The 13,983-nt window shown below is 69.3% G+C and carries 13 protein-coding genes; 9 read left to right on the top strand and 4 right to left on the bottom strand.

The window, feature by feature from the left end; all coding sequences use genetic code 11:
- The first annotated feature begins 19 nt into the window (after positions 1-19).
- Positions 20-592, top strand: a complete 573-nt coding sequence (locus tag CXY76_RS11670) for a MarR family winged helix-turn-helix transcriptional regulator (RefSeq protein ID WP_158253891.1) — start codon at positions 20-22, stop codon at positions 590-592.
- 45 nt (positions 593-637) lie between these two features.
- Positions 638-1,165 carry an adenine phosphoribosyltransferase gene (locus tag CXY76_RS11665; RefSeq protein ID WP_104164649.1) on the top strand — a complete coding sequence of 176 codons (528 nt, stop codon included), beginning with the start codon at positions 638-640 and terminating at the stop codon, positions 1,163-1,165.
- A 110-nt stretch (positions 1,166-1,275) separates the two neighbouring features.
- Here CXY76_RS11665 and deoC read toward each other — a convergent pair whose 3' ends face one another.
- A complete protein-coding gene (deoC, locus tag CXY76_RS11660) occupies positions 1,276-1,989 on the bottom strand; it encodes a deoxyribose-phosphate aldolase (protein WP_104164647.1) in 714 nt (237 codons plus the stop codon).
- A 115-nt stretch (positions 1,990-2,104) separates the two neighbouring features.
- Between deoC and CXY76_RS11655 the strand changes: the two genes are divergently transcribed.
- Positions 2,105-2,554: an NUDIX domain-containing protein gene (locus CXY76_RS11655; RefSeq protein ID WP_104164645.1), complete on the top strand. Its 450-nt coding sequence runs from the start codon at positions 2,105-2,107 to the stop codon at positions 2,552-2,554.
- Here the strand turns inward: CXY76_RS11655 and CXY76_RS11650 are convergent.
- Together CXY76_RS11650 and CXY76_RS11645 are read right to left on the bottom strand one after the other, a co-directional pair.
- Positions 2,535-3,410, bottom strand: a complete 876-nt coding sequence (locus tag CXY76_RS11650) for a DUF1295 domain-containing protein (RefSeq protein WP_104164643.1) — start codon at positions 3,408-3,410, stop codon at positions 2,535-2,537. The two genes, CXY76_RS11655 and CXY76_RS11650, sit on opposite strands and share 20 nt — an antisense overlap.
- Complete coding sequence (locus tag CXY76_RS11645; protein WP_104164641.1) at positions 3,407-5,944, bottom strand: ATP-dependent DNA ligase; 2,538 nt, start codon at positions 5,942-5,944, stop codon at positions 3,407-3,409. The genes CXY76_RS11650 and CXY76_RS11645 overlap by 4 nt, the downstream gene beginning before the upstream one ends.
- An 82-nt stretch (positions 5,945-6,026) precedes the next feature.
- Between CXY76_RS11645 and CXY76_RS11640 the strand changes: the two genes are divergently transcribed.
- The 5 genes from CXY76_RS11640 (at position 6,027) to CXY76_RS11620 (ending at position 9,588) form a co-directional block, all read left to right on the top strand.
- Complete coding sequence (locus tag CXY76_RS11640; RefSeq protein WP_104164639.1) at positions 6,027-7,034, top strand: Ku protein; 1,008 nt, start codon at positions 6,027-6,029, stop codon at positions 7,032-7,034.
- 34 nt (positions 7,035-7,068) lie between these two features.
- The gene (locus tag CXY76_RS11635) at positions 7,069-7,653 is read left to right on the top strand and encodes a CDP-alcohol phosphatidyltransferase family protein (RefSeq protein ID WP_233199742.1); all 585 of its coding nucleotides are present in this window, start codon (positions 7,069-7,071) and stop codon (positions 7,651-7,653) included.
- 122 nt (positions 7,654-7,775) lie between these two features.
- The gene (locus CXY76_RS11630; protein WP_088457974.1) at positions 7,776-8,189 is read left to right on the top strand and encodes an FHA domain-containing protein; all 414 of its coding nucleotides are present in this window, start codon (positions 7,776-7,778) and stop codon (positions 8,187-8,189) included.
- Positions 8,189-8,887, top strand: a complete 699-nt coding sequence (locus CXY76_RS11625; protein ID WP_104164637.1) for a MerR family transcriptional regulator — start codon at positions 8,189-8,191, stop codon at positions 8,885-8,887. Before CXY76_RS11630 ends, CXY76_RS11625 begins: the two co-directional genes overlap by 1 nt.
- 149 nt (positions 8,888-9,036) lie before the next feature.
- A complete protein-coding gene (locus CXY76_RS11620; protein ID WP_104164635.1) occupies positions 9,037-9,588 on the top strand; it encodes a MerR family transcriptional regulator in 552 nt (183 codons plus the stop codon).
- Positions 9,589-9,667: 79 nt separating this feature from the next.
- Here the strand turns inward: CXY76_RS11620 and CXY76_RS11615 are convergent, their stop codons facing one another.
- Complete coding sequence (locus tag CXY76_RS11615; RefSeq protein WP_104164633.1) at positions 9,668-10,480, bottom strand: ParA family protein; 813 nt, start codon at positions 10,478-10,480, stop codon at positions 9,668-9,670.
- Positions 10,481-10,557: 77 nt separating this feature from the next.
- On the opposite strand from CXY76_RS11615, the gene CXY76_RS11610 reads away from it, so the two are divergent.
- The gene (locus tag CXY76_RS11610; RefSeq protein ID WP_104164631.1) at positions 10,558-13,962 is read left to right on the top strand and encodes a pyruvate carboxylase; all 3,405 of its coding nucleotides are present in this window, start codon (positions 10,558-10,560) and stop codon (positions 13,960-13,962) included.
- The last annotated feature ends 21 nt before the right edge of the window (positions 13,963-13,983 follow it).

Below are 13,983 nucleotides of genomic sequence, written 5' to 3'. Positions count from 1 at the left end.
AGAGGCTAGCATGGTGCCTATGCCTCCCGCCGTCGAACCCGCCGCCGAGCCGAGTCGACGCGATCTGGGCGCGTACTGGTACCGGGACAGCGCCGCCGGGGCCGGCGCACCTCCGGTCACCGCGGTCGACGTTCTCCGTGCGGTGCGCCGGTTCCGCGCGGCCGATGTGGCCATGCGCATCCGGGCCCGCTCGGACATGGACATGAACGACTCCGACATGGTCGCCCTGCGACACCTGATCGCGGCGGAGGAACGCTCGGAGCCGATTGGGCCGAAAGATCTCAGCGTGTTGCTCGGCATCACGTCGGCCGCCACGGCCAAGCTCCTCTCGCGGCTGGAGGCCTCCGGCCGGCTACGCCGTGAGCCGCACCCGAGTGACCGGCGGGCGCAGGTGCTGCACGCCACGGGGCGCGCCCACGACGAAATCCGGCGCGTGCTGGGAGCGGCGCATGAGCGGATGCTGGCCGCCGCCCAGAAGCTCACCGCACCGGAGCAGCTCGCCGTGGTGCGGTTCCTCGACGAACTCAGCGGCGCGATGGACGAGCCTGACGAGCCCGACGAGCCGGTCGAGCCGGTCGCCACCGCAGAGTAACCCGCTGGCCGAGGGGCGGGCAGGCCGGGCGGTACCCTTGAGTACGTGATTGTTCCCGCTGCCCAGCACGTGCAAACCCTCCTCGCCTCGTACCCGGACTTCCCGCAACCCGGGATCCTGTTCCGTGACCTCAACCCGGTCTTCGCCGACGCCGTGGCCTTCCGCGCGATCATCGAGGACCTGAGTGAGCGCTACCAGGGCCAGTTCGATGCCGTGGCCGGCATCGAGGCGCGCGGGTTCCTGCTCGCGGCCGGGATCGGCTATGCGGCACAGTGCGCCGTCCTCGCGGTGCGCAAGGGTGGCAAGCTCCCCGGCACCGTGCTCACCGAGGAATACGACCTGGAGTACGGCTCCGCGCGCCTCGAACTGGAGGTCGGGCAGTTGCCCGCCGGCTCCCGGGTGCTCATCGTGGATGACGTGCTGGCCACCGGCGGCACCGTCGCGGCGACCGCACGCCTCATCGAACGGGCCGGCTACCTCACGATCGGTGTCGGCGTGGTGCTCGAACTGGCCGAGCTCGACGGGCGCAGCCGCATCGGCGACACACCCGTGCACACCATCGTGTCGGTCTAACCAGAGACCCTCTGCCCGCGGCACAGGGCGTTTCCCGCGGCACGCGGTAATTGCGGCGGCACAGGTTAGACCGTGTGCCGCCGCGAATACCCCGTGCCGCCGGGGCGCTACTAGTAAGCGGCGGGGTTGGCCGACGGCTCGACCGGTGCGCCGGAGAGCACGGCCTTGCTGCCGGAGACACCGAGGCGGGTCGCGCCGGCCTCGATCATGGCGAGGGCGTCGGCGTGGCTGCGCACCCCGCCGGAGGCCTTGACGCCCAGGGCGTCGCCGACGGTTTCCCGCATCAGGCGCACGGCGTGCACGGTGGCGCCGCCGGCCGGGTGGAACCCCGTCGAGGTCTTGACGAAGTCGGCGCCGGCGGCGACGGCCGCGCGGCATGCGCCGACGATCTCGTCGTCGGTGAGTGCGGCGGACTCGATGATCACCTTGAGGATCAGGGGAGCGGGGATCTCGGCGCGCACGGCGCTGATGTCGGCCTCGATGAGATCGAACCGGCCGGCCTTGGCCGCACCGACGTCGATGACCATGTCCACCTCGTCGGTGCCCTGCGACACGGACAGGGCGGCTTCGGCGGCCTTGATCGAGCTGGCGTGCTTGCCGCTCGGGAACCCGCAGACTACCGCGACCTTGAGGTCGGCGTCCGCGGGAAGGATCAGCGGCAGCATCGACGGCGACACGCAGACCGAGTAGACGCCCAGCTGTACGGCCTCGGCGATGAGGGCGGCCACGTCGGCCTGGGTGGCCTCGGGCTTGAGCAGGGTGTGGTCGATGTAGCGGGCCAGGCCGGCGGCGTCGAGGGCGGTGGCGGGTGTGGAAGACGTCATGCTTATAAGTCCTTTGGGAGGGGCGGTGGGGTGTCCGCCGGGCTCGATCTTACCCGCGTACGGATGATGTTCCCTGGCTGGTGCGGCATGCTTAAGCCATGAACGGCAGTGGTCAATGAGCGGCAGCGGTGATGCGTGGGTCTACGGCCCCGACGGCGCCAGGTTCTGGGGCCGGTACGGGGCGGCCGGCCTGCTCGTGCACCATCCCGAGCTCGGTGTGCTCCTGCAGCACCGTGCCCTCTGGAGCCATCAGGGTGACACCTGGGGAGTCCCCGGCGGTGCCAGGCACGAGAACGAGAGCGCCCTCGACGCCGCGATCCGGGAGGCCGGCGAAGAGGCCGGTGTTCCCGCGCACCTGCTCAGGCTGAGCTTCAGTTCGGTGGTCGACCTCGGCTTCTGGTCGTACACCACGGTGGTCGTGCGGGCGCTGGAACCGTTCGACCCGATCATCAGCGACACCGAGAGCATCGCGCTGCGCTGGGTGGCGCCGGCGGAGGTGCAGCTGCTGCCGCTGCATCCGGGGTTCGCGGCCAGCTGGCCCGCGCTCAGGGATCGCCTGGCCTGAACGGGTCGTCGCCGGCGGATGCCCGAACAGCGCTGGGCGCCGGTCGGCGCGGCGGCCACGGCACGAGAGCCGACACCTCGCGCTGATATGCCCGATAGCCGGGATGCCGCGAGACCGAGATGCTCTCGGTGAAGGCGATGGAACCCGCGAAGAGCAGGGTCAGCAACACCGCACCCAGCCCACCCGGCTGCAGCCAGCTGCCGGCGGCGATGGCTCCGAAGCCCGCGATCACCCACCACTGGGCGATCTCGCAGAAGTAATTCGGATGCCTGGAAAACCCGAACAGCCCGCTCCGCAGGAAGCCCGGGTCGGCGCCGCCCTGCGCACGGAGGACGGCCCGGGAGCGTTGGAAATCCCACTGTTGCTGGTCGGCCACGGTCTCCCCGGTGAGGAACGCGAGGAACAGTGCGGTGGCGACCAGATCGGCAGCGCCGAACGGTGTCTGGGGGTGCTGCAGCCCGATCCACGCTGGCAGGGTGATGAGCAGCAGCAGCACGTTCTGGTAGCCGGAAATGAAGCCCAGGTTGAACAGGGCGAACTGGCGCCGGCTCATCCGGCGGCGCAGCGCCACCCACCGATAGTCCTCGCCCCCGGGCCGGTAGCCGCCCTTGCGGGCGAAATTGAGGGTCAGCCGCAGGCCCCACAGTGTGCCCAGCACGGCCATGACGACCAGCCGGGGATCGGTGAGCCCGCCGGCGACGGCGAACACCCACAGATAGACCGGCGGCAGCACCGACCAGGCCCGGTCGACCCAGGAGTACTCGCGGGTCAGAACGGACAGCAGCCAAGTCGTGGCGATCGCGGCCGCACACAGACCCAGGCACACCAGCAGGGCGGATGCGGCAGCGGCGGTCATCGGGGCGCCGGCCCTTCCTGCACCACATCATCGGGGGACTTGTCGGGGCGCAGGCCCCGCCAGCTCGGGTGCCGCAGCCGGCCGGCCGGCGTCCACCCGGCGAACTCCACCTCGCCCACGAGCACCGGCTGCACCCACACGGCGTCGGCGGCATCCTCCGGCGGCACGTCGCCGAACGGGTTGTCCGTCGCCGGCAGCTCGTCGAGCCGGCGCCGCAGGCTCGTGAGGTCGCGGTCGCGAAAGCCGGTGCCGATCCGCCCGGCATAGCGCAGGCCGGCCGCCGTGCCCGCTTCGCCAGCCTCACCCCCGGGTCCCGCCGTCGGCACGCCCACCAGCAGCGAGCCGAACGTGCCGCCGCGGTGCCCGTTTCCAGGCCGCCAGCCGCCGATCACGACCTCCTGCGCCGCGACGTTCTTGATCTTCACCCACCGGTCGGAGCGGCGTCCGCTCGAGTAGGTGCTGCCGGCCTCCTTGGCGATCAGTCCCTCCAGGCCGAGCTGCAGGCTGGTGGCCAGCACGGTGGCGGCATCGCCGGTGAAGGACGGCGGCACCTGCACGGTCCCCGTTGCCGTCACGCGGTCCTCCATCGCCGCGCGGCGCTGGGAGTACGGCTGGTCGACCAGGGCGACGCCGTCGTCCTCGAGCAGGTCGAAGACGAAATAGTGCACGGGTGCCCTCCGTTGCGCCCGGCGCACATCACCCTCGTCGGTGAGCCCGAGCCGGGTCTGCAACAGCGAGAAGTCGGGCCGGTTTTTCGTGTCCAGGGCCACGACCTCCCCGTCGAGCACGGCACCGCCCGTCCCCACGGCCGCGCGCAGGTCGTCGACGAGCTCGGGGAACGAGGCCGTCACGTCGTTGCCGTTGCGGGTGAGGAAGCGCACAGTCCCGGCGGCGCCGCCGTCGAGGTAGGCCAGCATCCGGATGCCGTCCCACTTCATCTCGTATGCCCAGTCGGCCTCGGCCGACAATTCCCGCAGACTGCCCAGCCGAGCGAGCATGGGGGAGTAGCGGGCGGCGGCTCCGTCCATCGCCGTCGCTGTGGCCGGGGCCCGGCCCGCCGGGACCGGCCGTTTCGGTTTCATCAAATGGATCAGCCAATTGCGCGACTCCGCCCCGCCGGTGCGGATGAGCGCGAACTCGCGTTCGGCGCCGGCGAGGCCTCCGTCCGGCCGCCCGTTCAGGGTGACGATGACCTCGTCATCCCGCCACTTCTCCAGCGAATAGGTGCCGGAATCCCAGATCGACATGGAGCCGGCGCCGTATTCTCCCGCCGGAATGTCGCCCTGGAATTCGAGGTACTCCAGCGGGTGGTCCTCGGTGTGCACGGCCAGGTGGTTGTGCGTGGGGTCGACGGGCACGCCCTTGGGCAGCGCCCACGACACCAGGACGCCGTCACGTTCCAGGCGCAGGTCGAAGTGCAGGGCCCTGGCGTGATGCTCCTGGATCACGAACGCCGCCCCGCCGCTGCCGGCGGGCGCCGACGGTGAGGTCAACGGTGTGGCCGCCGGGACGGGCTCAGGGGTGCGCCGGGCGTCCCGCTTGCTGCGGTACTGGTGCAGACGGTCCTCGTCGGTTCGCGAGGCCGATCCGGCGCCGGCGTCGATGGCGTCCGCCACCGGGCCCAACAGGTCGGGGCGTCGCTCCAGGCGCTTCTGCACCTGCCGGTAGTCCAGCTGCTCCAGCCCCGGCGACTCCAGCTCCCGCCAGCTGCGCGGCGCCGCCACCAGCGGTCGCAGCTGTCCCCTCAGGCTGTACGGCGCGATGGTGGTCTTGTTCGCGCTGTTCTGGCTCCAGTCCACGAAGACCTTGCCGTCCCGCAGCGACCGGGTCATCGCGCTGAGCACCTCGCCGGGGTGGTCAGCTTCCAGCGCCCGCGCCAGTTCATGCGCCACCTGGCCCACTTGCTCGGAGGTGTGGCCGCCGTCAAGCGCCGCGTAGAGGTGGATGCCCTTGCTCCCGCTGGTCACCGGCAGAGTGTCAAGGCCCATGTCCAGCAGCAGCGCCCGGGCCCACCGGGCCACCTCGGCGCACTCGGCGAGGCCGACCCCCTCGCCCGGGTCCAAGTCCAGCACCAGCCGGTCGGGCCGGGCCGGGGAGCCCGCCGCGTCGAACCGCCACTGCGGCACGTGGATCTCCAGGGTCCCGATCTGGGCGAGCCAGGTGAGGGTGGCCAGGTCGTTCACCAGCGGGTACACGGTGGTGCGCGACGTGTGCGCCAGTTCCCGGCGTTCCACCCAGGCCGGCGTGCCCTCGGCCAGGTTCTTCTGGAAGAACACCTGCCCGGGCTCCTGGGGCGTGCCCACGCCGTGCACCCAGCGTTTGCGCGTCGCCGGCCGGTCCCGCGCATGCCGGATGAGCGCGTCAGCGACCGCCGCGTAGTAGCCGAGGATGTCGGCCTTGGTCGTGCCGGTCTCCGGGTACATCACCTTGTCGAGATGGGTGAGGGTGACCCGTCGGCCACCCACCGTCACGACCTCCCGGCGGGCGTCGGCGCCCACAACGCTCTTCCCCGCAGCCCCCGCGCCAGTCGCCATGTGCCCAGCTTGCTCCACGCCCGGCCGTCGGTCTAGCCTCACCCCATAGGACGGGTGTGTACTGGGGTCGGGAGGACGAGCGATGAGATCAATCTGGAAGGGCGCCATCACGTTCGGGCTGGTCAACGTGCCGGTCAAGGTCTACAGCGCCACCGAGGACCACGACGTCGAACTGCACCAGGTGCACGACGAGGACGGTGGCCGCATCCGCTACCAGCGCCGCTGTGAGGTCTGCGGCAAGATCGTCGACTACGCGCACATCGACAAGGCCTTCACCGACGGCGACAAGACCGTCGTGATCACCGATGCCGATCTCAAGTCCCTGCCGGAGGAACGCAGCCGCGAGATCGACGTCGTCGAGTTCGTGCCGAGCGACCAGCTCGACCCGATCATGTTCGACCGCAGCTACTTCCTCGAGCCCGACGGCTCCTCGCCCAAGGCCTACGTGCTGCTGCGCCGCACCCTGGAGCAGACCGACCGCACCGCCATCGTGCACTTCGCGTTGCGGCAGAAGACCCGCCTCGCCGCCCTCCGGGTGCGCGACGGCGTCCTGATGCTGCAGACGTTGCTCTGGGACGACGAGGTGCGCGTGGCCGAGTTCCCGGCCCTCGAGCAGACCGTGAAGATCTCCGACCGGGAGCTGGACCTCTCCGCGGCGCTCGTGGACTCCTTCGCCGACGACTTCACCCCGGGCGACTACACCGACGAATACCAGGCGCAACTGCGCCGCCTCATCGAAGAGAAGCTCGAGAAGGGTGACGCGATCGACACCGAAGCCACCTTCGGTGGCGGCGACGAGGAGGCCAGCGGGGGAGAGGTGCTCGACCTGATGGAGGCCCTGCGCCGCAGCGTCGACCGCAGCCGGGCCGGCGGCAGCGCTGCCAAGACTGCCACAGCCAAATCCGGTGCCGCCAAGACCGGTGCCGCCAAAACCGGCGCGGCCAAGACCGCCGCCGCGAAGTCCGCCGCCCCCAAGAAGAAGAAGACCGCGGCCCAGGCGGATGCGGCGCCCGCCACCAAGAAGAAGACGACGAAGAAGACGCCGGCCACCCCGCCGGACGAGACCACGGAAGTCCGCCGTGAAGCCTGAGCCTTCCGCGCCGGCGCCTCGGTAGACTCGTGTCGTGACCGGGCCCGTTCCAACCGACCTCAGCTCCAGGGTGCTGACGGTGCCGAATCTGCTCAGTTTCCTACGGCTGGCACTCGTGCCGGTCTTCCTCGTCCTGCTGGTGCGCGGCGAAGACGCCTGGGCGCTCCTGGTCCTCGCGGTGGCCAGCCTCACTGACTTCCTCGATGGCGCGATCGCGCGCAGGTTCAACCAGATCACCCGGCTGGGCCAACTGCTCGACCCGGCCGCGGACCGGCTCTACATCTTTGCCGCGCTCATCGGGCTGGCCTGGCGCGACCTCGTTCCGTGGTGGATCGTTGCCGTCGTCGTCGGCCGCGACGTGTTCCTGCTCGGGTTGGGAGTTGTCCTGGCCAACCATGGTTTCGGCCCGCTTCCCGTGCATCAGCTGGGCAAGGTGGCCACGTTCTGCCTCTTTTACGCCCTCCCGATGATCATGCTCGGCCAGGCGTTCCCCGAGCTGGCCTGGTGGTCGCAGCCCGTCGGTTGGGCGTTCGGCCTCTGGGGCGCGTACCTCTACTGGTGGGCCGGCGTCATCTACGCGATTGAAACGGTTCGGGTGATTCGGCTGCCGCGCGCTTGAAGGCCCGTTCCATCCGATACGATTTACCCAGTAGGAGGTGCACGGTGGTCGATTCCGACGAGAAGAAAGAACCCGAGCGTAGGGTGGCGCCTGAGAATGCCACGGGCAACGTCGATACGACAATGACGTTCAGCCAGGAGTTCGCGGCGTCTTTGGCCGCGCTCGACGCCAACGTCACTGTCGAGGAGCAGGAAGCCATTGCGGCGCTGCCCTCAGGGTCAGCCCTCCTGGTGGTGCGCCGCGGTCCCAATTCGGGTGCGCGCTTCCTCCTGGATGCCGATGTCACCACTGTGGGACGACACCCGAACGCGGACATCTTCCTCGATGACGTCACGGTGTCGCGCCGCCACGCCGAATTCCTGCGTAACGGCCGCATCTTCCAGGTGAAAGACCTGGGATCGCTCAACGGCACGTATTTTGACGGCGAACGCATCGACCTGGCCGTCCTCACCGACGGATCCGAAGTACAGGTCGGCAAATTCCGCCTCACGTTCTACGCCTCGCGGCTCGACCTCGTTCACCTGGCGAGCGACTAGTGTCGGCGTCCTCCGCCCAGGCCAGACTGCCGGGCGCGACGTCACTCTTGAGTATCGGCCAGGTCCTGGCCCGGTTGACACCGGAATTCCCGGACCTGACCCCGTCCAAACTGCGGTTCCTTGAGGAACAGGGCCTTGTCTCCCCGGCACGCACGGAGTCCGGCTACCGCAAGTTCAACGGCGGCGACGTCGACAGGTTGCGCCTGATCCTGTCCATGCAGCGCGACCACTACCTGCCGTTGAAGGTGATCCGCGCCTACCTCGACGACCTCGATGCCGGTCTGTCGCCCGTGCTCCCCGGTGGCGGAGCGCCCGGTCCGAGCATGCTCGTGATCGCGCGACGCTTCACCCGTGACGAGCTCGTGCGCGAGGCCGGCGCGTCCTCCACTCTTCTGCACGACGCCGTCACCGCGTCGATCATCGTGCCCGCCGAACACTACGGCGACGACGCCCTCAAGGTGCTCCGCGCCCTGGTCGACCTGCAGCAGAGCGGGATCGAACCGCGCCACCTCCGCGGCTTCCGCGGTGCGGCCGAACGCGAGCTCGGCCTGATCGAAAGCGCCCTGGTGCCGCTGGCCCGCCGCAAGGACGCCTCCAGCCGCGCCAAGGCGGCCGAGATGGCCGTGGAGATCGCCGGGCAGCTCGAAGTGATCCGTGGCAGCCTCATCAGGTCCGCTCTGGGCCGCCTGACCAAATAGGTCGTAGACTGAAAGTTCAACGCACCGAGAACCAGCGTTCTCTCGACACGCCGACACGTTCGGGCGGATGTCATCGGTTGGGGCCGTCGGCCTCGCTAACGTTGAAGTGCGGGCTGAAGGTTCGCATCCACCCCCGAGAGGCTGTCCGTATGAGTGAACTCAATCCCCGAGACGATTCGTCTCGGTACGGTCAGGGACTGCTCTTCACCGACGGCATGCCCGAGCTCGACGAGAACTCCGGTTACCGGGGCGCCGTCGCGGCCCGTGCCGCGGGCATCAGCTACCGCCAGCTCGACTACTGGGCCCGCACCGAACTCGTGGAGCCCACGGTTCGCGGCGCTGCCGGCTCCGGCTCCCAGCGGCTCTACGGCTTCCGCGACATCCTCGTGCTCAAGCTCGTCAAGCGCCTGCTCGACACCGGCATCTCCCTGCAGCAGATCCGCACCGCGGTCAACCAGCTGCGCGAATCCGGCGTCAACGACCTGGCCCAGACCACGCTCATGAGCGACGGCGCCAGCGTCTACCTCTGCACCTCCAACGACGAGGTCATCGACCTCGTCAGCCGCGGCCAGGGCGTCTTCGGCATCGCCGTCGGCAAGGTCCTGCGCGAGGTGGAGACCACCCTCGTCGAACTCGACACCCAGTCCAGCGACCCGTCCGACGAACTCGCCGCCCGCCGCGTCTCCCGCAAGGTCTCCTAACCTGCGCGAACTGTGAGAAAAGCCCCGAAAACGCGAGCGTTTCGGGGCTTTTCTCACAGTTCGCGAGAGCGTACGGGCGCTAGCGCGCGGTGACTTCCGCGTACTCGCCGATGCGCGCGGTGCGCAGCACCCGGTCCAGGAGCTGGTCGAAGTAGTGCGCCATCTCCTGGGCGCTGTCGCCAGGCCAGGTGTGCAGGGGCTTCGCGGCGCCCTGGGCCTGCTGCAGGCTGGTGCGCTCCGGCAGCTGCGGGCTGAGTACCAGCGGGCCGAACATGTCGCGCAGTTCCTTGATGCGGAACTGGTGCTCCAGCGACGCGGTGCGGGCCCGGTTGACGATGATGCCCAAGGGCTGCAGCCGGGGGCTGAGGCCACGACGGATCTCCTCGATCGCACGCAGCGCGCGGTCGGCGGCGGCCACCGAGAACAGGCCGGGTTCGGTCACCACGGCGACACGGTCGCTGGCGGCCCACGCGGTGCGCGTGAGCGCGTTCAGCGACGGGGCACAGTCGATCAGCACGAGGTCGTAGTCCTTCTCCACTGTGGAGAGGGCCTCCTCGAGCTTCCAGATGTCCCGGATGCTGGGGTGCGGGCCGTCGAAGTTGATGGCGGAGGGACTGCCGATCATCACGTCGATGGTGCCAGGGCGACCGCGGGTCCAGCCGCTGGGCGCGATGGCGGCCCGAACGACTTTTTCCTTCGGCGAAGCCAGCACGTCGGCGACGTTGAGGTGGCCGGCGAGCTGGATGTCGAGCCCGGTTGAGACATCTGATTGCGGATCGAGGTCGACCACGAGGGTCCGAACACCGCGGGCGAAGGCGGCGGAAGCCAGACCAAGGGTTACCGTGGTCTTGCCTACCCCGCCCTTGAGGGAGCTAACGCTAAGTACGTGCACAAGTAGATACGTTACCTTCACTAGTCTTAGAGAACCTAACCGTCAGCTGTGTGCCGCTCCCGGATCGAAAGGTCTCTATGTTCACCAAAATCCTCGTCGCCAACCGTGGAGAGATAGCAATCCGCGCGTTCCGCGCCGCCTATGAACTGGGCGCGAAAACCGTCGCCGTCTTCCCCTTCGAAGACCGCAATTCACTGCACCGTCTGAAGGCCGACGAGGCCTACGAGATCGGCGAACCGGGTCACCCGGTGCGCGCGTACCTCGATGTGTCGGAGATCATCAGGGTGGCCAGGGAGAGCGGCGCAGACGCCATCTACCCCGGCTACGGATTCCTCTCGGAGAACCCCGAGCTCGCCGAAGCGGCCAAGGCCGCCGGCATCACCTTCATCGGGCCGGGCTCGCACGTGCTCGAGATGGCCGGCAACAAGGTCACCGCCAAGGAACACGCCATCGCGGCCGGTGTTCCCGTGCTCAAGTCCAGTGCACCGTCGCGTGACGTCGAAGAACTCATCGCGGCCGCCGACGAGATCGGCTTCCCGATCTTCGCCAAGGCCGTCGCCGGTGGTGGCGGACGCGGCATGCGCCGGGTCGCCACCATGGCCGACCTCCGCGGCTCCCTCGAAGAGGCCATGCGCGAGGCCAACAGCGCCTTCGGTGACCCCACCATGTTCCTCGAGCAGGCGGTGCTGCGGCCCCGCCACATCGAGGTGCAGATCCTCGCGGACGCCACCGGCGAGACCGTGCACCTGTTCGAGCGGGACTGCTCCGTGCAGCGCCGTCACCAGAAGGTCATCGAGATCGCGCCGGCCCCCAACCTGCCCGAGGAGATCCGCCAGCGCCTGCACGCCGACGCCGTGGCCTTCGCCAGGTCAATCGGCTACGTCAACGCCGGCACCGTCGAATTCCTGCTCGACACCGTCGGCGAACGCGCCGGTCAGCACGTGTTCATCGAGATGAACCCGCGCATCCAGGTGGAGCACACGGTGACCGAAGAGGTCACCGATGTCGACCTCGTGCAGTCCCAGATCCGCATCGCCGCGGGGGAGACCCTCGCCGACCTCGGCCTGAGCCAGGACACGATCAAACTGCGCGGCTTCGCCCTGCAGTGCCGCATCACCACGGAAGACCCCACCGCGGGTTTCCGCCCCGACACCGGCAAGATCACCACCTACCGCTCACCCGGCGGCGCCGGCATCCGCCTGGACGGCGGAACCATCAACCCCGGTGCGCAGATCAGCCCGCACTTCGACTCGATGCTCGCCAAGCTCACCTGCCGCGGCCGCGACTACACCTCGGCGGTCACCCGCTCCAAGCGGGCGCTGGCCGAGTTCCGCATCCGCGGCGTCTCCACCAACATCGCCTTCCTGCAGGCCGTGCTGGAAGACCCAGACTTCGCCAACGGCGACCTGAGCACCTCGTTCATCGACGAGCGCCCGCAGCTGCTGCGCGGCCGGGCCTCGAAGGACCGCGGCACCAAGATCCTCAACTGGCTCGCCGACGTCACCGTGAACCAGCCCAACGGTGTGCCCCTGACCCTGCTGAACCCCGCGGAGAAGCTGCCCAAGCTCGACCTGTCCATTCCGGCGCCGGAGGGTTCGCGGCAGAAGCTGCAGCTGCTCGGCCCCGTCGGCTTTGCGAGCGCCCTGCGCGCCCAGACCGCGCTGGCCGTCACCGACACGACCTTCCGGGACGCCCACCAGTCACTGCTGGCCACCCGGGTGCGCACCAAGGACCTCGTCGCCGTGGCCCCGTACGTGGCCAGGCTCACCCCCGAACTGCTCTCGGTCGAGGCCTGGGGTGGCGCGACCTACGACGTCGCACTGCGCTTCCTGGGCGAAGACCCGTGGGAGCGCCTGGGCGCCCTGCGCGAGGCCCTGCCCAACATCAACATCCAGATGCTGCTGCGCGGCCGCAACACCGTGGGCTACACCCCGTACCCCACCGAGGTGACGGATGCGTTCGTCCGCGAAGCCAGCGACTCCGGTGTTGACATCTTCCGTATCTTCGACGCCCTCAACGACGTCAACCAGATGCGCCCGGCCATCGACGCCGTGCTGAACACCGGAAACAGCGTCGCCGAGGTGGCCGTCTGCTACACCGGCGACCTGCTCGACCCGGCCGAGGACCTCTACACACTCGACTACTACCTGCGGCTCGCCGACCAGATCGTGGCCTCCGGCGCGCACATCCTCGCCATCAAGGACATGGCCGGGCTGCTGCGGCCCGCCGCGGCGGAGAAGCTCGTCACCGCGTTCCGTGAGCGCTTCGACCTGCCGGTGCATGTGCACACGCACGACACCCCCGGCGGTCAGCTCGCCACGCTCCTGGCCGCCTCCAGAGCCGGCGCGGATGCCGTCGACGTGGCCAGCGCCCCGATGGGCGGCACCACCAGCCAGCCGTCGGCGTCCTCGCTCGTCGCCGCCCTCGCCCACACCGAGCGGGACACCGGTATCTCCCTGCAGAACGTGTGCGACCTCGAGCCGTACTGGGAAGACGTGCGCCGGGTCTACCACCCCTTCGAATCGGGCCTCCGCGCCCCCACCGGCCGGGTGTACAAGCACGAGATCCCGGGCGGGCAGCTGTCCAACCTGCGCACCCAGGCCATCGCGCTGGGCCTCGCCGATGACTTCGAGCTCATCGAAGACATGTACGCGGCAGCAAACGGCATCCTGGGCCGCGTGCCCAAGGTGACCCCGTCCTCCAAGGTCGTCGGCGACCTGGCCCTGTACCTCGCGGCCGTGAACGCCGACCCGGCCGACTTCGAAGCCAACCCCGCCAAGTACGACGTACCGGACTCCGTGGTGGGCTTCATGGCCGGCGAACTGGGCGACCTGCCCGGCGGCTGGCCGGAGCCCTTCCGCAGCAAGGTTCTCGAAGGCCGCAGCATCCGGGTGAGCACGACCGAGCTGACCGACGAGGAACGAAGCGCCCTCGACGCGGACAGCCCCACCCGCCGTGCCATGCTCAACCAGCTGCTCTTCCCCGCCCCGACCCGGCACTTCCAGCAGATCCGCGAACTCTTCGGCGACCTGTCGGTGGTCGACACCGTCGACTACCTCTACGGTCTGCGCCAGGGCACCGAACACTCGGTCGAGATCGACAAGGGCGTGCGGCTCTATGTCGGGCTCGAGGCGATCGGCGAGGCCGACGACAAGGGCATGCGCACCGTCATGACCATCCTCAACGGGCAGCTGCGTCCGGTCTTCGTGCGTGACCGCAGCATCGCCGTGGTCACCAAGGCGGCCGAGAAGGCCGACGCCAACCAGCCCGGCCAGGTCGCCGCTCCGTTCTCCGGAGTGGTCACCCTGCAGGTCGCCGACGGCGACCACGTGGCGGCCGGCCAGAGCGTCGCCTCGATCGAGGCCATGAAGATGGAAGCGGCCATCACCTCACCCATCGCCGGTGTCGTCGAACGGGTGGCGATCCCCGCCACCCAGCAGGTCGACGCGGGTGACCTGCTCGTAGTGGTGCGGCCACGCTAGGCTGAGGCCTGATTTGGGGCC

This window comes from Cryobacterium sp. N22 (assembly GCF_002929555.1).
In the GTDB taxonomy this organism is placed as follows: Bacteria; Actinomycetota; Actinomycetes; order Actinomycetales; family Microbacteriaceae; genus Cryobacterium.
The sequence above is the reverse complement of the archived record's forward strand: the minus strand, read 5'-3'. Positions and strand labels throughout refer to the sequence as shown.

Bases quoted from the DNA above. Each gene is read 5' to 3' on its own strand.
- deoC (WP_104164647.1), bottom strand. From the start codon at position 1,989: ATGACGTCTTCCACACCCGCCACCGCCCTCGACGCCGCCGGCCTGGCC.
- CXY76_RS11670 (WP_158253891.1), top strand. From the start codon at position 20: ATGCCTCCCGCCGTCGAACCCGCCGCCGAGCCGAGTCGACGCGATCTG.
- CXY76_RS11620 (WP_104164635.1), top strand. From the start codon at position 9,037: ATGAGTGAACTCAATCCCCGAGACGATTCGTCTCGGTACGGTCAGGGA.
- CXY76_RS11610 (WP_104164631.1), top strand. From the start codon at position 10,558: ATGTTCACCAAAATCCTCGTCGCCAACCGTGGAGAGATAGCAATCCGC.
- CXY76_RS11650 (WP_104164643.1), bottom strand. From the start codon at position 3,410: ATGACCGCCGCTGCCGCATCCGCCCTGCTGGTGTGCCTGGGTCTGTGT.
- CXY76_RS11655 (WP_104164645.1), top strand. From the start codon at position 2,105: ATGAGCGGCAGCGGTGATGCGTGGGTCTACGGCCCCGACGGCGCCAGG.
- CXY76_RS11630 (WP_088457974.1), top strand. From the start codon at position 7,776: ATGACGTTCAGCCAGGAGTTCGCGGCGTCTTTGGCCGCGCTCGACGCC.
- CXY76_RS11645 (WP_104164641.1), bottom strand. From the start codon at position 5,944: ATGGCGACTGGCGCGGGGGCTGCGGGGAAGAGCGTTGTGGGCGCCGAC.
- CXY76_RS11640 (WP_104164639.1), top strand. From the start codon at position 6,027: ATGAGATCAATCTGGAAGGGCGCCATCACGTTCGGGCTGGTCAACGTG.